We start from the raw sequence: 24,068 nt of genomic DNA on the forward strand, positions 1-24,068 counted from the left end.
CATGGCAGAAAAGGATTGGTTAATGTAACTTAGAACATATCAGTCAATGGATACAGGAGGTTAGCAGGGTGTATCAGGATCTTCAAGGACAGACAGTTGTCATTACTGGTGCTTCCACCGGCCTGGGAGAGGCGATGGCACGACGTTTTGGTGAGGAAAAAGCTAATGTTGTGATTAATTACTACAGTAATAATCAAAATGTACAGCCCATCATTGATGAAATCAAATTACAAGGTGGACAGGCCATCGGGGTACAGGGTGATGTCTCCAAAGAAGAGGACGTAAAGAAGCTGGTTCAGGCGGCACATGAGCACTTTGGCTCCCTCGATATTATGATCAACAATGCTGGTATAGAGAATGAGGTTCCGTCAGAAAAGCTGAGTTTGGCAGACTGGAAGCGAGTCATTGATGTAAATCTAACTGGAACATTTCTCGGTTGCAGAGAGGCCGTGGATTATATGCTGGAGCATAATATCAAAGGACGCATCATTAATATTTCCAGTGTGCATGAAGTTATCCCATGGCCGCATTTCCTTCATTACGCTGCGAGCAAGGGTGGGGTCAAGATGATGACCGAGACGCTGGCTCTGGAGTTTGCCCCAAGCGGAATCCGCGTAAATAGCATCGCCCCAGGTGCGATCAATACACCCATTAACGCAGTCAAATTTGCCAATCCCGTGTTGCGAGCATCGGTTGAGGATCTGGTACCGCTCGGATACATCGGTAAGCCTGAAGAAATTGCGGCGGTGGCTGTATGGCTCTCTTCTACGGAATCCAGTTATGTCACTGGGATTACACTAATCGCTGATGGAGGGATGACAAAATATCCTTCCTTTCAGGGCGGACGTGGGTAATTAACAGTAGGAATTCATGATTTACTAAGCCATCTAAAATGTTGTTGCCAAAATTATCTTACACGTGTTAAATTAACATCAATACTTGAATGGATGAATCGAAAATGGTTGTAAATGGAGGAGCCTGCACACAGCGGGCTCCTTTTGTCTTTTTTGCCTTAATACTGAAGTTAATTCTCAAGAGGAGATGATGTGTTCATATGAAGTACTGATCAAATGAACATCTTTATATTCTAGTTGTGATCCATCGATCCATAGGGTGTTGCGAAATTGTAAGCACATTGAACCATTGTTGAAAGACGGGGAGGAGGATTAGGTGTGATTGATGTACGGGACCTTAAATTTACGTATCCGGGACAGACAGAGCCTGCGATTCATCGTATGAATTTCCATATTCCAAAGGGAGAGATCTTTGGTTTTCTTGGTCCATCAGGAGCTGGCAAAAGTACAACGCAAAAAATACTGATAGGTGTTCTTAAGGGGTATCAAGGCAATGTTAAGGTGATGGATAAAGAGATCAAGGATATCGGACCTGACTACTATGAACGAATTGGAGTCGCTTTTGAATTTCCAAACTTTTACTCCAAGTTTTCTGTGTTAGAGAACTTAAAACTATTCCGGTCACTTTATGCTGGGCGAACAGAGGACCCGAAAGGGTTATTGGAGCAAGTGGGTTTGGATCAAGCAGCTAATTTGAGGGTGTCTCAACTATCAAAAGGGATGAAAATGCGTTTGAATTTTTGCCGTGCACTTTTGAATGACCCTGATATTCTCTTCCTGGATGAACCGACATCAGGTTTGGATCCGGTTAATGCCAAACAGATGAAGGATCTCATTCTGGAGAAAAAAGAAGAAGGTAAAACGGTTCTAATAACAACACACAACATGCAAGCAGCAGAGGAATTATGTGATCGCGTAGCTTTTATCGTGGATGGACAAATCAAACTGATCGATTCCCCTCGTGAACTTAAACTTCGTAAGGGACAAAAAAGAGTAAGGGTTGAGTATCGTCAAGAAGGGGAATTAATTAGCGCAGCTTTTCCCCAGCAGGGACTAGGTGATAATGAAATGTTTTTAAGTCTTATACGAAATTATTCAATTGAGACGATTCATTCCCAAGAGGCTTCACTGGAGCAAATATTTATTGAAGTTACAGGGAGAGAGCTCGTATGAGATTCATTTCTGCCTTTGCCTTTGATATCAGATTCCAGTGGCGCCATGGATTTTATATCGTATATGCCTTTGTGTGTGCCTGTTATTGGACATTGCTGAATTTTGTCCCTGATAAGTACTTGGAAAAGACCGTCATTCTGTTAACTTTTAGCGATCCGAGTGCACTGGGATTGATTTTGGCTGGAGGCATATTGCTTCTAGAGCGAGATCAGGGAGTTCACGATCCCCTTTTTGTTACACCTATTCTTATTCGGGATTATTTGTTCGCCAAAGTAGCTTCGTTATCTGTTTTATCTCTGATCGCGGCGTGGGTGATTCATACAACATCAATTGGAGTTCCGGAATCCCCTTATTTATTTTCAGCGGGTGTAGTGTTAACTTCGAGTCTTATGACGTTATTATCGATCGGGGTTGTCGTTCGGTACCAGACGATTAACGGTTTTATCCTAATGTCTCAAGTCTATGCGCTGCCATTATTGCTTCCTTTGCTTGCTTTTTTTGATGTATGGAATACTAGGCTATTTCAGATTTTTCCTACGGAGGGTACATTACTTCTTTTAGGATCGGCATCCTCTCCCTTATCGATTGAAGAGATTCTTTACGCTTTTTTGGTTTTGATCATATGGAATTATGCGATCTATAGCTGGGCTAAACGATCTTATAAGGAGTATGTTTTAGGAGGAATTGGGGAAAGGGGAGCTGGAAAGTGAATCGGTACCGAGTACTTTTGATGAACGATATTCGTCACGCAGGATCGGATCCGGTATTACTGGTTGGCTTTTTGGGCCCGGTGATCTTGATCTTACTCACTCGGTTTGGATTTCCGATGGCAGCTCAATGGCTGCAGACAAGTTACTCTTTCGATTTAAACGAGTTCAGAGACTTTACTGCAGTTCTTCTGGTTGTAACGATCCCCATGCTATTAGGTATGATGACTGGATTATTAATGTTGGATGAACGAGATGAAAACCTCATCTCCTATTTTGCAGTAACCCCGCTTATGAAAAGAGGTTATCTATCTTACAGATTAACTCTGCCTTCAATCTTAAGTGCCGTGCTAACCGTGATGTTTATATTATGCTCAGGACTAGCCGAGTTCCGTGTGGGGATTTTGCTTATGCTATTGTTATTGGCTATAGAAGCGCCATGGTTTGCACTGCTGGTGGCAGCTTTCTCTGCTAACAAAGTAGAGGGATTAGCTTTATACAAGATAGGTGCGCTTTTATTTATCGCTGGCCCTATTGTTATTTTTTTTGTGCCAGATCCATGGCAATGGGTAGGCATTTGGATCCCTACCTATTGGCCAGCAATGGTTTTTATAACTGGAATATCGGGTGCATCATTCGCTGCATTGACTTACTTTAGTGTAGGATTTATTTTTCATATTGCTATTCTGATGATGATGATCCGGGTGTTTGTTAAAAGAGCAGACTAGATATATTCCGCGAAAAAAGACACTTCCCATGATAAAGGACGATGCTGAACATGAGTGATTAATCCAAGTTTCGGGAGACACGAACATACTCCCATTGAAGTCACTATATTAGCGGCTTTTTTATCTTATCGGTACCAGTTCTTGTCCCGTGCCAAGGACATGAACTGGTACCGGTAATACCGGAATGGACAAGAACATAGTCCGATTGCCGATTAAGCAAATAACGAATCGATTTTTTCCTCGTGCTGTCGGGCAGGATAGCGTAACTTAGATGACTTGAAGAGTGTTTTCTGGAATGGATGCTTATAAATGGAGTTGTATGAAAGGACGTTTTTTATTGGTAAGATTCAGCCGTAAATAATTATAATGAAAGCTGATAAATTCTTTAAGTCGCAAATATAGCGGCTTTCTTTGCTTAACGGGGAGTCATAAAATTACTTAGTACGGAAGCAGACGAAATTCTAGTAGAAGAAGCAAAAATGATGCGTAATAATCAGGGCCTGAATGAAGGAGCCTTTGTAACCCAGGTTAACGATATGATGACTCAGGCACCAACAGGCCATTAATTCGATCCTCAGGCTGTGAAACATAATACCATGAAGTAATTAAAGGCCCACGTCCTTCGCGGTCCTTCGCGGGCTTTTGTTTGTTTTAACGGATGATGTCGAGGGACAAGATATAAAAAGGCACCCGCCATAAGGCAGGTACCATTTCTATAGGGATCAAGTATACATTACCTGCCGGGAATTTCATTACGAGATATTTCTTGTTCCTCCAGCAGTCGTTTAAGCTTTTGGCGCTGCCGTTTTTCCTTCTGACGGCGCTCTCTGTCCTCAGCCTGCAGAGCCTTGAGCAGGGAGACACACATACCGATAAGAACAACAGCGAACGGCAGTGCGGCCACAATGGATGCTGTCTGGAGGCCGTTCAACCCCCCGCTGATCAGCAGTACTACCGCGATGGCGGACTGCATAATTCCCCAGGTTAATTTCACTCTTGTACTCGGGTCCAGCTTGCCATCTGAAGACAGCATGCCCAGCACAAAGGTAGCAGAATCAGCCGACGTAATAAAGAAGGTCATAATCAGGAGTGTAGCGATGAATGCTATGATCGTACCCAAAGGCAGCTGCTCCAGCGTAAGGAATAAAGCGGTTGTCGTATCTTCTTTGACGGCCTCCGCCAGATGGGCAGCATTGAACAATTCGAGGTGAAGTCCTGTTCCGCCGAAGACTGAGAACCAGATAAATCCGAACAGGCTTGGAATAACCATGACGTAAATTACAAATTCCTTTATGGTTCTTCCTCTGGATACCCTTGCGATAAAAGTGCCAACAAAGGGAGCCCATGCGATCCACCATGCCCAATAAAATAACGTCCATGCTCCAATCCAGGTTTCTCTTGAAAACGGCGTCAGTCTCAAACTCATGTTAATAATATTCTGCAGGTAACTGCCCAAGGTTGTCGTGAATGTGTCAAATATAAAAGAAGTCGGTCCAGTCACCAATACAAACGCCATCAATAGCACAGCTATAATGAGGTTGGTGTTGCTCAGAATCTTAATACCTTTATCCAGACCGGTGGTTGCCGAGATCAAAAACAGTACGGTTACAATTGAGATAATGACAATCTGGGACATCGTCGAGTTAGGAATACCGAATAAGTAATTCAGACCCCCACCGATCTGAAGCGCACCCAATCCAAGGGAGGTTGCAACACCGAAGATGGTGGCAATGACCGCCAGAATATCAATGACCTTACCAAGCAAGCCTGCCGCAAGACGCTCACCTATCAGAGGAATAAAGGTGGAACTGATCAACCCTTTGTAGCCTTTCCGGAACTGGAAGTAAGCGAGCGCCAAGCCGATGACGGTATAGATAGCCCAAGGATGAAGCCCCCAGTGGAAAAAGGAATACCGCATTGAAAGTCTTGCTGCTTGCGTTGTTTCGGGTACCGCCCCCTCCGGTGCAGATAAATAGTGGGACAGCGGTTCAGCCACTCCCCAGAAAACCAGTCCAATGCCCATACCAGCGCTAAACAGCATGGACAGCCAGGAAATCGTAGAATATTCCGGTTCATCATCGTCATCCCCCAGCCTGATACCGCCAAATCGGCTGAACGCCAGATAGAAAGCGAAGATCAGGAAGAACAGTGTCGCTAGCAAATAAAACCAGCCAAAATTCTGAATAGAGAAGTTGTAGGCGACGTTAGCCACATCCGCCAGCTGATCAGGAGCGACGGCTCCCCATATTGCAAACAGTGCAACGATGATAATTGTGATTGTAAATACCATGAAGAGACCTCCGTTATGTAAGCTTCAGCCAACTGTTCCTTAATATGCGCTAGTCCAGCTTGTAATATTTCAAAAAGCCAGCTGTTGATAAAATAAAACAAATCGCCGTGTAATGAAACACTCGTCGGTTTGTTTTGATCTTATCAGAATAATATATTGCCAACATCGCTTGTTAATCTGAGATAATGTATAATCTCATCTAACTCGTACTATTTAATGGGAAACGATAGCTCAATAATACCAAGAAAGCGGCCGATCAATGTGATCGGCTGTTTTTGTTCAACTAGAGGGAAGGATAGGTTCATAATATGTGTTGAATATATCTCGAGATGACTCAATCTATATTAGCTATAATAGGGAGGATGAGGAATGGGACAAGAGCTTATAAAGGAAGTATTATCTTTATTGGATTTAGACCACAACATAAGATCCTCCAAAAAACAGTCGAGACATATTTAAAAAAAATTGAGTTTTTGAAGCCGTTAATCTGAAAAGATTGCCGTTGTGTTTAACAAAGTTGCTACTATCGTTCATGAAATTGGGCATGTCTTAAGTCTCGGTCATCCTAATGCTAATTATTATCCTACAAGTGTAGAATCAATTATGCGAACCTGTGGTAAATATGAAGGTTATTATGTCCTAGACAACACGATCTAAATGACATTAATAATAAATACGGAAATGGAGGAGAAAACGTTAAAAAAATCCCATTAACAATACTATTGTTCAGCTTAGTGTTAGTCGTTTTGGGTTGCTCTAGTGATAAACAAATCGCCTCAAGTCTTTCTGATGAAAGAATAGCAGAACTCCGCAAAGAGTACCCACTTTCTCAAGGAAATCCTAGTCCAGCACAAACCATAGACGTTCCTTTCGATCAAATTCTCGAAATGTCAGATTCAGTTGTTGATGAGAATTATGTTTTATCAGCTTATCAAGGGGAAAGTGAAGAGAGGAAGAGTTTTACGAAACAAACAGATGGAAATACACTTAATAATCTGGTAGAGCAGGTTAAAGAACTTTGGACGAATTAGGGAACAGATATCTCGATAAGGCACTGAAAGAATGGATGAAATCAGTACAAAAATAAAAAAAGGACCGTAAGTGTTCATCTTCCATCGATGAATGCTTTCGGTCCTTTTATGTTTATCCTGTACCTTTATGCCCTGGCAGCATCTTTATTAAAATATCTAATGAACGACGGTATCGGTTTCCGCCTCTCTTGGTTAACGTCTTCGGAAGGCTCCGCCGCGTGCCAGAGCGAAGAAGATGAGCAGGGCAATAATCGAGCCAACGATGGCTGGAATAATATGAAATCCGCCAACCACCGGCCCCCTTGGTCCCAGCAATTCCGTTCCTAACCAGGAACCGATAAAACCCGCAATAATGTTCCCAAGTACACCGCCCGGTACGTCCCGGCCAATCAAGTTGCCGCTTAACCAGCCAATAAGTCCACCAACAATGAGTACCCAGAGCAGATCCATGGATTGTTCTCCTTTCTTCGAGTTTATTACAAGTTATGTTGGGCTCAGTGGAATATACCTCAACTTCCAGTTGGTGGAGGAATCTAAAGTGTCTGTGCTAAGATGGGGGTAATTATGATTCAAGCTAGGGAACAAGGCTAGAAGGGGTGCACCACATTGAAGAAGATACTTGTCATTGACGATGAAGTCGCAATCAGAGATTTAATTGAGCTCGTACTGAGAAGAGAAAACTACGACGTTCAAACGGCTGAAAACGGCAAAATAGCCCTGCAGCTGCTGGATGCTTTTGGGCCGGACCTGGTGGTGCTTGACTTGATGCTGCCTGACTGCTCCGGATATGACCTGTGCAAGGAAATCACCGGGAAACGAGCCGTTCCTGTGATCATGCTCTCTGCCAAAAATGAGGTAATCGACAAGGTGCTCGGACTAGAGCTAGGGGCGGAAGATTACATGACCAAACCCTTTGACAATCGTGAATTGCTCGCTCGGATCAAGGTGATTCTGAGAAGAAACGAGAGTAAGGAGGAATCAAGTGAAGGAACAGAAGTGAAATCTACACGCATCATTCATGAAGAGCTGACATTTGATCTGGAAAGCCGAAGGGTGCTGAAAAACGGTGTACCCGTGTCTTTAACGGCCAAAGAGTTTAAAATTCTGGAAACGTTACTCAAAAGGCCAGACAAAATCTTTACCCGGGATGAGCTGCTGCAGATCGGATGGGGATATGACTTTATGGGAGACAGTCGCAGTGTGGATATGACCATCATGCGATTACGGAAGAAGCTGGAGGATAACGCGGACGAACCGAAGTATGTCAGGACGATCTATGGATTTGGCTATCAACTTGGAGGTGGCGAGGCCTGAAGTATGCAACCCGGTTACTGCTGAATTATTTATTTTTCTCCGTGCTGTCCTTTGGCATCATCATTTTTGCGGTGAATAAAGCCATCGATTACTACAGCTTCATTACCATTGAAAAACAGATGATGGAGAAGGCGGATCTGTCCGAGTTGTCCTTCCGTGAGGTGTTGGCACAGCATAGATCATCGACAGGAGAGCCGCAGACAAAAGAAATCGTCAGACTTGCTCTGGAGAAGCTGAAAGCTTCAGGCAAGGAAGTACGTATCTATGATAGCTCCAAGCAGCTGCTGGGCTTGGCTGTGAATGGCATCATCATTAATGATGGCAAACCGCTAATTTTTGAAAAGAATATTGAGAAAGCCCTGAGCGGCAGTTATGCCTACACCGTAACGGAAGATCATCTGCTTTATTTTTCCACTCCCATTCAGGATCAATACTACCAAAACGCTTATGTGTATGAATTCGTGGAGGACATTTCCTACTTTTATGCGATTATGGATCAAATCCGTTATATCCTGTTTGCGGGTGCAGGCGGATTTATTGTACTGATTACGTTATCCAGTCTGTGGATTGCCCGCAACACAACCAAGCCGATTAAGCTGTTGCTTGGCGCTGCGCAAAGTTTCTCTAGACAGGAGTTTCGGAGAGTTCATCTCAACCGGAAGGATGAGTTGGGCATGCTGGCAGATGGGCTGGATTCCATGGGGCGGCAGCTTCATGATTACATTCAGTACCAGAAACAATTTGTCTCCAACGTATCTCACGAGTTAAAAACACCATTGGCAGCCATTCGTGGTTTCTCTCAATACTTGGTTGAAGGGGAGAACGAGAACAAGGAGCTGCAAAAAATCTATGCTCATCTGCTGCAGGAATCGGATCGGCTGACGCGCTTGATTAATGAACTGTTGTTGCTATCCCGATTCGACAAGGCTGGTTCTAACGAACTGGAAGCCCGGAAGACGGAAATGAATGAACTGATTCAGCAAGTCGCAACGAGTATGGGTGCCAAGGCCAAAGATAAAGGAATCGAGATTATGTTCAGGGAGGCGGAAGCGGAACCGGAGGATAAGCTTCTGACGAGAGTCCACGCCAACGTGAATCCAATGCTGATGTCCCATGCGATCGCCAACCTTGTGGACAATGCCATCAAATATTCAGGCAGTACATCACTAATCGAATTGAAGTTGGAACATACGCCAAGCGAGGTAGTTATACGGATACGTGATCAAGGTATCGGTATCGCGGGCGATGAGCTGGAGAGAGTGCAGGAACGCTTTTACCGGGCGAAAAATGCAAGCACAGCGAACGGTTCAGGTCTTGGACTTTCTATTTGCAAAGAGATTGTAGAGCGGTTTAATGGATATATCGACATGGAAAGTCAAATCGGGGAAGGAACGACCGTTACGATTGTGTTACCCCGTGCTTAAACACGCGTAAATAGTTAACGTTACAAGATTGATACAATTCTGTTATGAGACTAACAAATGCTTTTTTTATAATCACTTCATAAGAAGAAATCACACATTTATGGAGGGATCATGATGAAATGGATAAACAAAGCTACATCTGTTATCCTGCTGAGTATTTTACTAACGATGGCACTGACGGGCTGTCAGTCCAATGGTGCCAAGTCGCCAGAAGCGCCGCAGAACTCGGCTGAAAAAAACACGCCCGACGAACAGGCCAAAGGCGAAGGAGCATCAAATTCTACTGCGCCTGCTTCAGAAAATTCGGAAGGACAGAGTACTGAAGCTATTAAGGAAGGTTCGATGGAGAAGGAAGGCAATGTGGCGCTGAAAGAGCTTGCTTTTGTCTATAATGAGCACACCATTGCGATTTCGGATACAGCGAATGAAGATCAAATGGAACAGATGCTGGGCAAACCGGATAACCTGAAATCTCATACGTACAGTGCCGACGATGGAACAAACATGGATACGTTAATCGGTTTTACAGAAAAGGTTTATACGTATCCTGGTCTGGAGATTAAAACAATCAGTATACCGGAGGGGAAACAAGACTCCATCTTTCATATCGAAATTACAGATCCTAAGTACGCGACAGTGCGAAACATTAAAGCAGGAGATAGCCTGGATACACTCAAAAACGCCTACCCTGAGGGGAAACTGCTTGGTGATGGAGCCCCTAATGAGGAGGATGACTACCGTTACGAGCCATCCAATTATGTGGATGTGATGTCGTTTCATATCAAGGATGCCAAGGTGGAGAGCATTCAGATCTACAGCCTTCTGGACTAATATTTTGTGATCGATGTTGGTAAGCCATTCATACGATTCACCTTTAATACCTGCCCTGGAGAGGGGCAGGTATTTTCTCGTTTATTGTCGCTGGACATGTCGAAGGACAAGAACCTGTGCCGATTGACGTTTAGATGTGTATCTAAACAAGGAGCGATGTAGTTAAAAAACTTCAATAGGCAGCTTAGGGGAATTCCAATCGATTATGATGATGTGCAACAGCATGGTAGTCCATATGCAATAATCGGAATTCAATCGGGAAGTTATCTGTTCATAGTGGATAGACAGTAAAATAATGTTAGTGAAATAAGGATGTCCCTCAAGGTCGTAAGCCTTGTGAACATCCCTTCTTAAATATGAAAAGCTGCTGATCTTATACAGTTAGTATATCTACTCCTAGAGCTGGAAGAGTCAACTTCTGTTCCAATCTCTCGCTGGTCAACAAGCTGCGATAAGGAACGTCCAGCGTAATCTCTCGTTGCTCATTCGTCAAATTGATCAGGAATAGGAAGCTTTGCTCCCCCTTCGTTCGAATCGACAGCTCAACACCTTCCGGCAGCTGGATTTTGGGCGCCAATTCCTTTTCCTTCAATATGTTTTCAAACAGCTGATAGAAATACGATGGCTCCGGCCAAGTGCCGACATAATATACTTCACCTTCACCAAGCTTATTGACAGTAACCGCCGGCACACCCTCGTAAAAGTCGTTGTCATACCAGGCGATCGGCTCTGCACCTCGCAGTTCCAGTAGATCACACCATTGCTTCGCAGCGAATGTCTTGCCCTCTGCGTTCCGTATCCGATGCTCACTGTTGCCGATTGCATCATATTCACTTACGACAACACCCGCCGCTTCCGCCAGTAGCCCCGGCAGAGGCAGCATCTCACATACATTCCTCATGTTCTTCACGCCAGTCCGATTGGTGAGGACAACCGTCCCCCCTTTAGCTGCGAATCGCTCCAGTCGTTGTGCTACTTCTTCACTTAACAGGAAGAGAGAAGGGACAATGACCAGCTTGTACCCGTCGAGTTCCTCGGTCCAGTTGATAACGTCCGTACCGATGCCCATTTTCAGAAATGCATTATGCATAGAGGACAAGTTGTCTATATAGTGCATTCCTCCTTCCGCCTGCGGCTGAAGGGAAAGCGCCGTATGCTGATCATGCGAATGCAGAATTGCAACCTGGGTAACAATGGTCGAGTCGGCCAGCAGTTCTCCTAACTGGTTCACCTCGCGAGTAAGCTCCGCGAACTCCCTGAACCTGCGTCCAGGAACATTGCTGTGGTCGATCAGCCCATGCCAGAATTGTTCGGCTCCGACGGTTGCACTCCGCCAGCGGAAATGGACGACCATGTCGGCACCTCGGGCGATTGTCTGCCAGGAACGAGCTCGGATCAGTCCAGGATAGGGGGTGCGCTGAATCGGCATCCAGGCACCCTGTGCTCCGCTGAGCTGTTCCATTACCCAGAAATTCCGGCGTTTGATGCCGCGAACCAAGTCCAGCGTAAGCGCACCGTTTCTCGGAAACTGATCGCCATAATCTCGATACAGCTCATTCGGATAATAATCGACAGAGACGAAGTCCAATTCGTTGTGCATATCATAATAGTCCAGGCTATTCGGATATTGCCACATGTTATGCGTCACAAATTGATCTGGACAGTTACGGCGTAAAATCTCAAGCTGCCATCCCAGCAGATGGCCCACGCTGTCGGAACAAAACCGCTTGTACTCCAGCAGATAGGAAGGATTCATCGGTTTGCTGGTACCGAGCGGTGTTGTTACCTCAGCCCAGCTGCTGTACTCACCGCTCCAGACGACCGTACCCCACTCCCGGTTCAACTCCTCCAGATTGGAATAACGCTTCTGCAGCCAAGCGACAAATGCACGATTACATGTATCACAATGGCACTCCTGGTAGTGCATCTCGTTATCGATTTGCCAGCCAATGACGGCAGGATGCTTACCATAGCGCTGTGACATCGCTTCCACAAATTTGGAGCCCAGCTTTCTCAAGGAAGAGCTGTTGTTGCAACGATGTCCACGCACACCTGGCCGGACGATGTGGCGCTGCTCATCCATGGGCAGTACATCCGGATAACGGGTTGTCATCCAGTTCGGCGGGGTATTGGTGGGGGTGCATAACACAATTTCAATGCCGCGCGAAGCGAATACATCTATAGCCGTATCCAACCATTCAAACTGATATTTACCCTCAGTCGGTTCCATTCGGCTCCAGGCGAACTCCGCCATTCGCACAACAGCAACCCCTGTCTCTTGCATAAGTAGGGCATCTTTCTCCCATAACTCCGGGGTCCATTGCTCTGGATAATAATCAATTCCTATCTTAATTGTCATCCTGAGATCTCCTTTATTCATCAATATATTGCGATTATATGCTATATTAATTGGTGTGAATATCTTAAATAATTAATATGATATAACAATATTAAGATAATAGGAGAGTTAGTCGCATGCCTCTTCCCAATCGCAATTTCCCAGTATTATCTGCCCGGGATAAGCTGCTTCCTTTTTATTTGCTTGGCATCGGCTTGCATCATGAACAGGAGCACATATGCCGGGACCAAGGCATTCAGGATTATCAGTGGATACAATGCCGCAGCGGAGTGGGCAAGCTCAAGCTAAGTGAAACGGAACATATCGTCAAGCCAGGCATGGGCATGCTGTTATTCCCTGGACAGAAGCACGAATATTATGCGCTATCCGAGAGCTGGGAAGTCGACTGGATCATTTTCGATGGCAGTGGGTCAGCCAGCTTGTTTGAAACCGTTGGTATTGTCGACACATGCGTATACACGCTTGCATCGCCTGAATACCTTCTATCCCGAATGCGGGAGTTGCTGCAAGCTGCCTTAACACCACAAGAGCAAACATTAAGCAATTACGCCTGCTCGGCCATCCTCTATAGCTTATTGACAGAGATTATTCAGCGCGTATCTGTGGAGGGAAACGATACCGTCGGGCAGCAGTACGAGCGATTAAAACCGGTTCTGGACTATATTGAACAGCATTATGCTGAAGAGATTACTTTGCCAGCGCTGGCTGGACTAATCTGTGTCACACCGGAATATTTCTGTCATTTGTTCAAGAAAACGACAGGCATTCGTCCCATCAGCTATGTTAATCAGGTAAGGGTCAACAAGAGCAAGGAATTGCTGCTCGACAATGTGCAGCGCGGGATGGAGGATATTGCACGTCAAGTCGGCTTCGAATCACCCAGCTATTATGGAGCAATCTTCAAGAAGCTGGAACGACTTACACCGGGTGCCTTCCGCCGCAGCTATCAGAAGTCGTGACATATTATGCTAGTTTGTGCACGGTGGGCGCAACTCAATCTATTTTACTGATCTTTATAATTTTAGATTTCTCTATATACTTCAAGTGAGTTGCAGGCATTATTGAAATCAATAGCAGACCATGTTGATTACAATGTGTCAGGGAAAAAACAAAGAATTTATTACGAATCTGATATTGGAAAAATTGTTGTGCAGGCAGAACTAACGGACAGTGAAGTCGAAGAGCTTAACAAGCAATTTGGAGAAGAGCTAATTAGTTTAAAACCTGTAGATAATGAGGAGTTTGTCGGGTTAACTCCGTCACAAGACAATCCTTTCATCCAGTAAATACAGGGCATTACGGGATTTCGCTAACGGGAGGTTAGTACAATTCTGCCCATGATTATAGAAGAAATAGGGGGGAACCGATTCCTTCGTGAATAACCAGGGGCTGTCTAGCCATTTTGAATGTGCTATACTGTATCCAAAAAAGAGGTCTCAAATAATGGCACGATACAAGGAAGAGCAATCCAAACATATTCGGGAAGCACGTAAGAATCAAATCTTAAAAGCAGCGCTAAGAGTGTTTGCGGAGTATGGGATAGAGGGCACGAAGATGAGCATGATCGCCAAGGCTGCTGATTTAAGCCACGGTCTTATGTACCATTATTTCGAGTCCAAAGAAGAATTGCTTACAACAAGCCTGCTCTGGGCAATGGAAGGTGCTGAGACGTTGATCGAGGAGGTTCGATCTTCGTCAGCGAAACCGTTGGAGAAAATAGCGCACTTCACCCGTTCTGCCATCACAGCAGGAAGTCATGACGTATTTCGAATGATTCAAAGCTGTATGAAATATCCGGATCTTGATGAAGAGACAAGGAAACTGATCAGCCAGACGAGTGAGAAATATGTAATGTTGCTAGTCCCCATCCTTATTGAAGGGCAGAGTCGTGATGAAATCGTTAAAGAAGAACCTGAAATGCTCGCCAATCTCTATCTGACGATATTGTCCGGATTGATCGCTGACGATGTGGGCTGGCTTCATCAAAATTTGGATTGGAATATACGTATGCTGCTCAGAGTTATTCAAAAATAAAGGATTTCGCTAGTAAAGTGAATCAATCTCCTATCTTTTACAAAACTCCTAATATGCTCCCCACCAATCTACATATCCTGTTTGTAAACGAACTGAGCCTTTTTGCTTTCCAAACGTGAGGAAAGCGAAAGGGTGTTTTTTATAGAAATAGATCTTTTCCCTCCTCTCGGTAGATCTTTTTGGTAACGTGTATCCCATTTCATATATATTTCGTGATAAGCTCCTGGTTATCAACAGAGCATCAGGCTCACAGATCAGATCATAAAACAGCTAGGGATATTTTTTTGTTGACAAAAATTGGAACCCAATTTACCATATTTATTGACTGATTGAGTCAATCAATAAATTTAAAAGTGAGGTGCTTGGGTGTATTGAAAAAAGCAGGAAAGAGCATACTGACGGGTCTAAACCCAATATCAAAAAAGGAAAGATCGCTTGCCCCTGATGTAGGACGCGGATTTATGTTGCTGTTGATCGTCATTGCTCACGCACCAATATATTTGTTTACGGCGAAGACATTTATGCTGACTCGTCCACTGGGAGAGCATTGGCTTGATGACTTCGTGAATTTGGTTGGCCTGTTGTTCGTGGATAACCGTGCTTATCCGATGTTTGCATCCTTGTTTGGTTACGGACTGGCTTCTATGGTAGCACGCCAAAAGGATAAGGGCGTACCTGTAACGGAAGTGAAGCGCTTGTTACGTCGTCGTTCGTGGTTGTTGATCGTTTGTGGGTTTATACATCTTGTCTTAATTGGAGGAGCAGACATCCTCGCCGTATATGGCATTTCCGGTCTTATTCTCGGATGGATGTTGTTTAAGCCGGTGAGGATGCAGCGTAGGGCTATGATCGTAATTGGTGCAGTATACATGGCTATTATTCCGACTGCCTGGGTATCGGTATATCCGATTTTGACGGGAGAAGAGCTGGACATCGGGTTAACTCCTTCCCACACTTATCTACTTCTAGTCTCGGAACATGTAATTGCATTTCCGATTATGATTCTGATTAATCTGCTGCTTTATCCGATGCTGCTAATTATTATCTTAGGAGTCTGGTCTGCCCACAAACGGTGGCTGGATAACCCTGAGCGCTTCCGTCCCCAGTTGAAACGAATCACAATCGGAGGAATCGGCATATCGCTGATTGGCGCACTTCCTTATGCTTTGACTGGTGCGAATATGTGGAATCCGGAACCTGAATTGATCAGTTGGTTTGTAATCGTCCATATCATCACCGGCATTGCAGGCGGATTAGGATATACGGCTCTTATTGCGTTGTTCAGCATATCAGCCCGCCATACGGCTCCGAGGGTGACGGAAGCGCTCGCGTCAGTTGGCAAACGATCGCTTACGTTTTACATCTACCAGGAAGCGCTGCTTGTCCTCTTGCTCTCGCCGGTCGCTCTGGGACTGGGAGGTGTGCTTGATGGCGCTGGAGTGTTTGCAATTGCAGTGTTGATCTGGTTCTCAAGTGTCTGCCTCGCTATCTGGCTAGAAAAACGGGGATGGAACGGCCCTGTCGATGCTTTCCTAAGAAGACTCATCTATCGGCAACGGAAAGTATCAGATAGAAGATGACGAATCGGATCAGCATATTCTATGAGGAGGCGACGTCAGGAGCTTAGCGTTAATCCGAGAGAGAATTTGTAGTTTGAAACAATAGGACTAATTAAAAGTAAAGGGAGGGAAACGAAATGAAAACGAAGATGGAACAAAGCAGCAGAGGCTTCTCCGTAACAGGGCTGAAAAGATTGCGCGACGTGCTATCAAGGCATGTCGAGTCTGGGAAGATTCCTGGGTTCGTCGCCCTAATCAGCCGGAACGGTGAGACGCACGTCGAGGCGATCGGCACGATGCGCCATGACAATGGCGTGCCGATGATTCGGGACACGATCTTCCGGATGGCGTCCACGTCCAAGATAGTTACGGCCGCGCCGGTGATGGTACTGCTCGACGAGTGCAAACTGCATCTGGACGACCCAGTAGACCCATGGCTGCCTGAACTCGCCAACCGACAGGTGCTGAAACGGCCAGATGGCCCGCTGGAAGAAACCGTGCCGGCACGGCGGCCAATTACTGTCAGGGACTTGTTGACCTCTACGTTTGGGCTTGGAGTGGATATGACGTTAATGGGTTCTCCGGTTATAAACGCGATCTTCGAGAATGGATTATTTGACACGCCAGGGCAGGAGATGCCCGGGCCGGATGAGTGGATGCGCCGTCTGGGTACACTCCCACTCTGCTACCAGCCCGGAGAACGGTGGCAATACCACATGAGTAACGAAGTGCTCGGCGTACTCGTTGCCAGGGTCACGGGTCAGACATTCGAGACGTTCCTGCGCGAACGCATCCTTGATCCCCTGGGGATGAAGGACACCGGCTTCTATGTGCCCCAGAACAAGATTGACCGGCTGCCACCCGCTTACATCCCCGATCCTCAGACTGGAGAGTTTATCGTATGGGACGAGGCCGAAGGCGGACGCTACAGTAAACCTCCCAAGTTCCAAGCAGGCGGCGGTGGGCTGCTCTCAACTGTTGACGACTATCATGCATATTTACAGATGCTGCTGAACCAAGGAATGCATGGGACCGAACGGATCCTGTCCCGACCAGCCATCCAGCTGATGACAACTAACCGTCTCACGCCTGAGCAACAAGCATTCCGAGAGGACTTGGCCAAAAACAACGTCCATTTATCGCATGGCCAAGGGCAGCACGGCGGCTGGGGCTTCGGTATGGCAGTACCCACCTACCGCGGCGACTATGCTTCCATCGGTCAGTTCGGTTGGGACGGCGGGACCGGCACCTCGGCTTACGCCGACCCGGATAAACAACTCACAGGGATTATGCTCACCCAGGTCGGGATGTCCACCCCGGATTCTGCGCATCTTATTCACGACTTCTGGACCATGGTCTATCAGGCAATCATCGAAGACTAACACCGAGCCCAACATGCAGCTCCCACACTTTAGCAAAATCATTTATTTTAATTTTTAATATGTAATATATCTTCCTCAAATTTCTCAACGAAATATCCTTCATCATCAAGTTGTACATTCATCTAAATTTGACTTTCATCGAAACGAAGCAAATACTTGCCTTTATCTGTGGCGTGCACGCCAAACATTGATCTTCAGACGACAAGAACAGGATACTTTGAAAGTCGCATTTTATGCGGCTTTTTTTTGTTTACTATCTTATCAAGATAACGTGAAGTTTTGCACACCGAAGCAAGTAATCAATATTGAATGAAATTGATTGTTTTGGATATTGACTAGGTCAAGTAGGTCCGAGCCGACACGATGAATCCGACAGATCAGGATCGAAAAAAGTAATTGATCGGTAAAAGAGTAGCCAGTCTTAAATTTGTTGAATTTTTAGGCGAATAGAGAAAGGTGGATAGCAACTTTTATCGGTTACGAGCGTCACTATCTCTAGACAACATAGAAGAGGGAGAGATAGGAACGAAATGTATAAGGTATTATCAGGAATAGTATTAGTTTTGATATTTTTGTTCGTCTTACCAGAACAGGCATCCATGGAGCAGGCATCTCAGGAAGTTCGTTTTCAGGACGAGCAGTTGGAGCAAGCCTTAAAACAAATACTAAAAAAAGAGAACACTGCAGCCATTACGCAGCAAGATATGGAGTCATTAACCTTGGTTGATCTATCAAATCGAGGAATTGAAAGCATTGAAGGCTTGCAGCATGCTTCAAATTTGACATATCTTGACCTGTCCAGAAATGAAATTAAAGATATTATGCCACTTAAGCCATTGGCTAAGATTCGCGAACTTGATATTACGGGCAATCAGATCACTTCAATTCAGGATTTGTCTGCCTTGACGGATATGGAAATGTTGATCGTAAACCGGAACCAAATTTCATCGATTGATGTCATCATGCAGCTTGGTCGTCTGCATACCTTCGAAGCGAACGATAATCAAATCTCGAACATTAAAGCATTATCGACGGCCACAGAATTAACATGGCTACAAATGAACGGGAACCAGATAACGAATATTCAGCCCTTGAGCGGATTGACCAAGCTAAAGAATTTGGAGCTAGCGAGCAATCAAATTTCGGACCTGAGTCCACTAAAGTCGCTATCCAAAAGTTTAAGGAGTCTTGATATCGGAAACAATGGAATCTCGGATCTCAGTGCGCTTGAAGGGATGACGCTAATGGAATCTCTATCAGCAGAAAACAATCAGATCAAGAAGCTGGATCCACTGAAAAAAATGTCTAACCTGTCATCCTTGAATCTAAACTCAAATCTAGTTTACAATCTTGAGCCGTTGAAATCCCTAAGCGAACTTCATAATTTATATTTAGAAGATAACCGTGTATGGAATTTGGATCCCATTCGAAATCATACGTTCAATCCTCCTCATTATGACACGGGAGCGATAAGATACTCGTTGCAATTGAGCGGTAACTACTTGGATTTAAGAAATACGACCAAAACATATCAACTTCTCAACAAGCTCGGTGGAGATGGATCCACCTTTTCCCAACTGAAAGCCCAGCGATTAGTAATAGGGAGTAAAACGGCTTACGTAGGAGAGAGATCCTTTGCACTTAGCGTAGCACCGTTTATTGAATCAAGCCGAACCTATGTCCCAATTCGATTTGTATCAGAACGATTGGGTTCGAAGGTGGAATGGAACCAAAGCAAAAAAGAGGTAACCATCAGCAAAGATAACACAACGATTCGTATGAAAATGAACTCGAAAACGGCTAGTGTGAATGGAAAATCCGTTTCATTGGATGCGCCTTTACTTTTGAAGAAGAATAGTTCGTTTGTGCCTGTGCGTTTCATATCCGAGTTTCTGGGGTCCCCCGTAGAATACATGGCGAATCCAAAAACAGTGATCGTATTTGAACAAAAATAGCTTCACTACTTACGGCCAAAACCCTCCTGTATATATTGCCGGAGGGTTTTGTCTTATGAACGTAATATTTGGTTAATTGTGAAGAGATGGGGTTACCGCTTTTTTCTAACGGGTCTCAAAGATAGAATAGAACGGTGAGAGGAGTCATCTATGAAAAAAATAAACGTAGCACTAACATTTTCATTAGTGTGTACTTTACTCATGGGTAATGCAGCGATTAGCTTCGCAGATAGTGTCTCGAATAGAATCGATAATGGGAAAATTGAAAATGGGCGAATGTTGATTCCTATACGTGCTGTTTCAGAACACTTCCATTCAAAAGTGACCTGGAACCAAGATAAAGCAAGCATTACCATTACTCGCGGAGAGCGAGAGCTTTTGCTACGTGTTAATTCTCGCACTGCCTTGGTTAACAACACTGCGATCAACATTGATATGCCTGTAAGAATGGATAACGGGACAACTTATGTGCCAGCACGCGTTTTTGCTGAAGCCTTTGGCGGAACAGCGCTGTGGTCCCAACAAGAACGGAAAACAACCATTACGCTCGGTCTCGAACAAATCTATATCCATACAGAGCCGCTAAAGCCATGGAGGATGACTCAGGAGAGAATAAACGTTCTGAATAAGAAGATAAATGAAGCCACTGATCTCTCTAGCTATTCGCAAATTCGAGAACATTTCAAACCTTATTTTACAGACACTTTTATTAACAAGATTATTCGTAGCAAAGGGATTCAAAATAACGCCATCCTAACAAAAACAGCCAATATTATCTACAACGGTACCACATCAGGAAGAATGCACCAATCGGCCTACTTTGATACTAACTCTATCCAAATTGAGCTTATTAATCGTTATGTATTCTACACATTCGTTGATAACCAATGGAAGGTTGATGATGTGAATGTGGGCAGGCAAATTATCGATCCATAATATGGATAAGAGGAGGACTTTGATTAAACCATTGTAGTGTTATCAAACAGAAGAGATTCAAAAACAACCGATCCGTGTAAATCGGTTGTTTTTTGTTTAGCTAACCGGTACAAATATGTGTCTAAGCCATGGAAAAGAACAAATGGCTAGGATCTGTTGTGAATTTAACAAAAATGATGGATGAAACTGTTGCGCGAATAAAGTTTGGTCATTGAATGAGGGTACTACAGTTTTAAATGACGGTCAGGTTAATGCGAGACAAAAAACAACCTCATTCCATGTCAAAGTTCTTGTCCAACGGCAGTTGTATACGGACAAGAAACATGGTCGGATTACCGATTAGGCATATAACTAATCGGCTCTTTTCCTAGTTCGTTCATTAAGCTAACGGGCAGGACAGTTCAACACCGTATTCAACTCCTCATTTTGGGAAAAATATAATATCCAACTACGAGGTGCCTGGAATTTGATAAAGTTAATCTGTAAAACGAGCGTTCATGGCTGCCGCCCCCCTGAGACAATATCCAATTGCAAATGGTCCACGGAACCCGTGGACCATTGCTTCTTCTGTTTATAGTCTAGCCGTCGAGCAGCGTCATCTGTTCTTTCATATAACGCGTGCCGTGAACGACATTCTTGGGGCTGACCTGATCGATTCGTTCGAGATCCTCCTTCATGAGAAGGATATCAGCCGCGGCCGCATTTTCCTCCAAGTACTTGATACGCTTCGTACCCGGGATAGGCAGCGCCCCGTTGGCAATCGTCCAGGCAATGGCCAATTGGGATGGTGTACAGTTCTTCTCCATCGCGATCTCCTTAATCTTGTCGACAACCTCAATGTTCTTCCTGAAGTTGTCTCCTTGGAACCGCGGCATCCATCTGCGAAGGTCGTCGGCGGCCAGATCCTCGAAAGTGCGAAGCTCGCCCGAGATAAAGCCCCTGCTCAGTGGACTGTAGGCCACATGGGTAATCCCAAGCTCTCTTACGGTAGGGAGTATCTCCTCTTCGATGTCACGGCTCCAGAGCGAATACTCACTCTCTAGCACGGAGATCGGATACACGGCATGAGCGCGGCGAATCGTGGAAGCGGAAGCCTCGGACAGGCCGAGCGCCCGAACTTTGCCTGCCTTGACCAAGTCTGCCACCGCTCCTACCGTCTCCTCTATCGGGATTTGCGGATCGACGCGGTGTTGGTAGTATAGATCGATGTAATCCGTATCCAAACGGCGAAGGCTATCCTCCACTACTTTCTTAACGTAATCAGGATGGCCACTGATGCTCTCGTAATTTGGGGTGTACGAGAACTTGGTGGCGATAATGGCTTGCTCGCGGCGCCCTTGAAGAGCACGGCCGAGCAGCTTTTCATTATGTCCGTTCCCGTACACGTCCGCGGTATCGAACATCGTGACGCCTATGTCCAAAGCGCGATGGATCGTTTGGATCGACTGTTCGTCGTTAGTCTCCCCGTAAATGCCTGGAGACATTCCCATAATTCCCAGTCCGATCGAAGAGACGAGGATATTGCTATTGCCCAAAATTCTTTGCTGCATTTGTTAATCCCTCATTCTATGTTTGTTGTCGCTCTGACTCCTCCATCTTGATTAACAACTGGCTCTCGGAAGGGATTCTCCCTTTCTCGATGTCTTCGTATATCGACAGTTTGTTATTGACGGCGTCGAGCGCTTCGGCCAATTCATTCTGGCGGCGAAATAATTCTTCCTTGTACTGGTTCAAGATCGCTTTGCGCTGTGGAATCGTGGAATCACCATCGAGCGCAAGATCCACCATCTCCTTCAGCAGCGACAGCTTCATCCCTGTCGCCCGGAAACATGTCATCAGCCGGATCCAATCTAGGTGATCTTGTTCGAACAGTCGATTCCCGTTCTTATCTCTCTTAATGTAAGGGAGCAATCCCTCCTTCTCGTAAAAACGAATCGTATGAGCCGGGCAACCAAGCCGCTCTGAAGCTTCTTTGATCGTGAATGCCATTGGCCGGATCGCTCCTTATCGGTTATTTTCAGACGGAATCGGCTGGTTCTTCCTCATCCTAAATCTTAAAGTACACTTTAAGGCAAGCATTATTTTGGGAGACAGCTGTTAACGTATGAACTACTGGTTATCATTATAATGCTCATCATTGACCCTATTCAGGGAGGGCTGTGAAAACTGGAGCTATAATAGAGGAACCTTCGGCGTTAAAATACGCACAATGTTCGTTCTAATATCGTTTATTTTCTCAGTCTGAAACTTTATTTGCCTAGTCTAACACTTTTTTCAGTCTAGAACTTTATTTTCTTTTGACAGCGACGGCTGTAATATCCTTAATGGTGATACCTTTAAAATCTTTCTTCATGGATAAGTTGATAAAAGCATCCATAATAAGCTTGCGGGTACGTTAAGGATGGCGTGATGATAACTGGAAACCACTTTCGAAAAAGTGACAGTTTCATTTAACTAACGGGAAACGTTAGCACAATAAACCCAAAGGAGGGAGCCGATCAACATGATCAGCTGCCTTTATTCAACTAACGGGCAGAAGAGTTGAATTGAAGTCTACGTATCGGCTCAGTTGGAAGCATTGCAAAAAACAAGGGACAGACTGCATTGTTGGCAGCTGCCCCCTGTTTCTTTACCTTTTGCTAATTCCAAATCTAACGGTGTCATATCGGCGCTCCTTGCGCTCCGTTCGAAACAGCTTCCCATGTTTCCCAAGTGGCTAAACGATCGGCATAGACTCCGCGCACCAAAGGCAAGACCCCTGAGCCGACCGCAAACCGCAGAGGTGGGTTCTCGGCGTCTATGATTTGAAGAATCGCTTCGGCCGTCGCATTCGGATCGCCTCGTTCTTCTGTTGATAAACGAACGGACACCTGATTTCGAAGTTCAGCGTAGACTTCCAATCCCTGTGATGTCTTCATGGACAGGGGGCTTCCAAAGTCAGTTGCAAAGGCGCCCGGCTCGAGCAACGTGACCTTAATTCCGAAGCTTTTAACCTCTTGAGCGAGGCTATCGTGCAATGCTTCGACTGCCCATTTGGACGCGCAATAGAAGCCGATGAGCGGCGTCGCAACAATCCCCATGGCACTTGAGACGCCGAGAATGTGCCCGCTGCCCTGTAGTCGAAGCAGAGGCAGGGCAGCTTGGATGACACGAAGCGTACCAAAGTAATTGGCGTCAAATAGTTCGCGGACGTCGGATTCCTCAGCCTCCTCAGTCGTGCCAACCAGTGTGTAACCGGCATTGTTTAGGATGACGTCCAGCCTGCCGAAATGCGCATGAGCCTGCTGAACGACATGCTCGACCTGCTGGGAATCTGTTACATCGAGCGCTAGGGGGAGAACAGCGTCTCCAAAACGTTCCTTAAGTTCGGCGATGTTTTCGGGTGTTCGAGCGGTGGCGGCAACCTTATCCCCGCGAGAGAGTGCGGCCTCCGCCCAAATGCGCCCTAATCCGCGAGAGGCTCCTGTAATGAACCAGACTTTGTTTTCCAT

21 protein-coding genes are annotated in these 24,068 nt (G+C 45.3%); 15 read left to right on the top strand and 6 right to left on the bottom strand.

Annotation, left to right across the window (positions count from 1 at the left end; all coding sequences use genetic code 11):
• Positions 1-68 precede the first annotated feature (68 nt).
• The 4 genes from AB3N00_RS02645 to AB3N00_RS02660 all read left to right on the top strand — a co-directional run bounded on the left by AB3N00_RS02645 (position 69) and on the right by AB3N00_RS02660 (position 3,462).
• Entirely contained in the window at positions 69-854 is a 786-nt protein-coding gene (locus AB3N00_RS02645; RefSeq protein WP_413033171.1) for a glucose-1-dehydrogenase, read from the top strand.
• Between the two features lie 318 nt (positions 855-1,172).
• Entirely contained in the window at positions 1,173-2,027 is an 855-nt protein-coding gene (locus tag AB3N00_RS02650; protein ID WP_413033172.1) for an ABC transporter ATP-binding protein, read from the top strand.
• A complete protein-coding gene (locus AB3N00_RS02655) occupies positions 2,024-2,737 on the top strand; it encodes an ABC transporter permease (protein ID WP_413033173.1) in 714 nt (237 codons plus the stop codon). The genes AB3N00_RS02650 and AB3N00_RS02655 overlap by 4 nt, the downstream gene beginning before the upstream one ends.
• Positions 2,738-2,757: 20 nt before the next feature.
• Complete coding sequence (locus AB3N00_RS02660; RefSeq protein WP_413033174.1) at positions 2,758-3,462, top strand: hypothetical protein; 705 nt, start codon at positions 2,758-2,760, stop codon at positions 3,460-3,462.
• 733 nt (positions 3,463-4,195) lie between these two features.
• Here AB3N00_RS02660 and AB3N00_RS02665 read toward each other — a convergent pair.
• A complete protein-coding gene (locus tag AB3N00_RS02665) occupies positions 4,196-5,752 on the bottom strand; it encodes a BCCT family transporter (RefSeq protein ID WP_413033175.1) in 1,557 nt (518 codons plus the stop codon).
• A gap of 734 nt (positions 5,753-6,486) precedes the next feature.
• Between AB3N00_RS02665 and AB3N00_RS02670 the strand changes: the two genes are divergently transcribed.
• Positions 6,487-6,783, top strand: coding sequence for a hypothetical protein (locus tag AB3N00_RS02670; RefSeq protein ID WP_413033176.1), 297 nt, complete (start codon positions 6,487-6,489; stop codon positions 6,781-6,783).
• A gap of 192 nt (positions 6,784-6,975) precedes the next feature.
• Here AB3N00_RS02670 and AB3N00_RS02675 read toward each other — a convergent pair whose 3' ends face one another.
• A complete protein-coding gene (locus AB3N00_RS02675) occupies positions 6,976-7,233 on the bottom strand; it encodes a GlsB/YeaQ/YmgE family stress response membrane protein (RefSeq protein WP_062323324.1) in 258 nt (85 codons plus the stop codon).
• A gap of 156 nt (positions 7,234-7,389) precedes the next feature.
• Here AB3N00_RS02675 and AB3N00_RS02680 point away from each other — a divergent pair, with 156 nt between their 5' ends.
• The 3 genes from AB3N00_RS02680 (at position 7,390) to AB3N00_RS02690 (ending at position 10,352) form a co-directional block, all read left to right on the top strand.
• Entirely contained in the window at positions 7,390-8,097 is a 708-nt protein-coding gene (locus AB3N00_RS02680; protein ID WP_413033177.1) for a response regulator transcription factor, read from the top strand.
• Positions 8,098-8,168: 71 nt separating this feature from the next.
• Positions 8,169-9,521: a sensor histidine kinase gene (locus AB3N00_RS02685; protein WP_413033178.1), complete on the top strand. Its 1,353-nt coding sequence runs from the start codon at positions 8,169-8,171 to the stop codon at positions 9,519-9,521.
• A 114-nt stretch (positions 9,522-9,635) separates the two neighbouring features.
• A complete protein-coding gene (locus AB3N00_RS02690) occupies positions 9,636-10,352 on the top strand; it encodes a hypothetical protein (RefSeq protein WP_413033179.1) in 717 nt (238 codons plus the stop codon).
• A gap of 373 nt (positions 10,353-10,725) precedes the next feature.
• Here AB3N00_RS02690 and AB3N00_RS02695 read toward each other — a convergent pair whose 3' ends face one another.
• Positions 10,726-12,711: a beta-galactosidase gene (locus tag AB3N00_RS02695; protein ID WP_413033180.1), complete on the bottom strand. Its 1,986-nt coding sequence runs from the start codon at positions 12,709-12,711 to the stop codon at positions 10,726-10,728.
• 116 nt (positions 12,712-12,827) lie between these two features.
• Between AB3N00_RS02695 and AB3N00_RS02700 the strand changes: the two genes are divergently transcribed.
• The 7 genes from AB3N00_RS02700 (at position 12,828) to AB3N00_RS02730 (ending at position 20,577) form a co-directional block, all read left to right on the top strand.
• On the top strand, positions 12,828-13,670 hold the full coding sequence (locus AB3N00_RS02700) for a helix-turn-helix domain-containing protein (RefSeq protein ID WP_413033181.1): 843 nt from the start codon (positions 12,828-12,830) through the stop codon (positions 13,668-13,670).
• 102 nt (positions 13,671-13,772) lie between these two features.
• A complete protein-coding gene (locus AB3N00_RS02705; RefSeq protein WP_413033182.1) occupies positions 13,773-13,997 on the top strand; it encodes a hypothetical protein in 225 nt (74 codons plus the stop codon).
• A 157-nt stretch (positions 13,998-14,154) separates the two neighbouring features.
• The gene (locus tag AB3N00_RS02710; RefSeq protein ID WP_413033183.1) at positions 14,155-14,745 is read left to right on the top strand and encodes a TetR/AcrR family transcriptional regulator; all 591 of its coding nucleotides are present in this window, start codon (positions 14,155-14,157) and stop codon (positions 14,743-14,745) included.
• Between the two features lie 461 nt (positions 14,746-15,206).
• Complete coding sequence (locus tag AB3N00_RS02715; protein WP_413033184.1) at positions 15,207-16,325, top strand: DUF418 domain-containing protein; 1,119 nt, start codon at positions 15,207-15,209, stop codon at positions 16,323-16,325.
• Between the two features lie 128 nt (positions 16,326-16,453).
• On the top strand, positions 16,454-17,686 hold the full coding sequence (locus AB3N00_RS02720; RefSeq protein ID WP_413035176.1) for a serine hydrolase domain-containing protein: 1,233 nt from the start codon (positions 16,454-16,456) through the stop codon (positions 17,684-17,686).
• 530 nt (positions 17,687-18,216) lie between these two features.
• A complete protein-coding gene (locus AB3N00_RS02725) occupies positions 18,217-19,641 on the top strand; it encodes a leucine-rich repeat protein (protein WP_413033185.1) in 1,425 nt (474 codons plus the stop codon).
• 150 nt (positions 19,642-19,791) lie between these two features.
• Positions 19,792-20,577, top strand: a complete 786-nt coding sequence (locus tag AB3N00_RS02730) for a copper amine oxidase N-terminal domain-containing protein (protein ID WP_413033186.1) — start codon at positions 19,792-19,794, stop codon at positions 20,575-20,577.
• A gap of 578 nt (positions 20,578-21,155) precedes the next feature.
• On the opposite strand, the gene AB3N00_RS02735 is transcribed toward AB3N00_RS02730, so the two are convergent.
• The 3 genes from AB3N00_RS02735 to AB3N00_RS02745 all read right to left on the bottom strand — a co-directional run bounded on the left by AB3N00_RS02735 (position 21,156) and on the right by AB3N00_RS02745 (position 24,068).
• Positions 21,156-22,127: an aldo/keto reductase gene (locus AB3N00_RS02735; RefSeq protein ID WP_413033187.1), complete on the bottom strand. Its 972-nt coding sequence runs from the start codon at positions 22,125-22,127 to the stop codon at positions 21,156-21,158.
• 16 nt (positions 22,128-22,143) lie between these two features.
• Positions 22,144-22,566, bottom strand: coding sequence for a MerR family transcriptional regulator (locus AB3N00_RS02740; protein ID WP_413033188.1), 423 nt, complete (start codon positions 22,564-22,566; stop codon positions 22,144-22,146).
• Between the two features lie 671 nt (positions 22,567-23,237).
• Positions 23,238-24,068 carry an SDR family NAD(P)-dependent oxidoreductase gene (locus AB3N00_RS02745; protein ID WP_413033189.1) on the bottom strand — a complete coding sequence of 277 codons (831 nt, stop codon included), beginning with the start codon at positions 24,066-24,068 and terminating at the stop codon, positions 23,238-23,240.

The organism is Paenibacillus xylanilyticus (assembly GCF_047246825.1).
Classification (GTDB): domain Bacteria; phylum Bacillota; class Bacilli; order Paenibacillales; family Paenibacillaceae; genus Paenibacillus; species Paenibacillus xylanilyticus_B.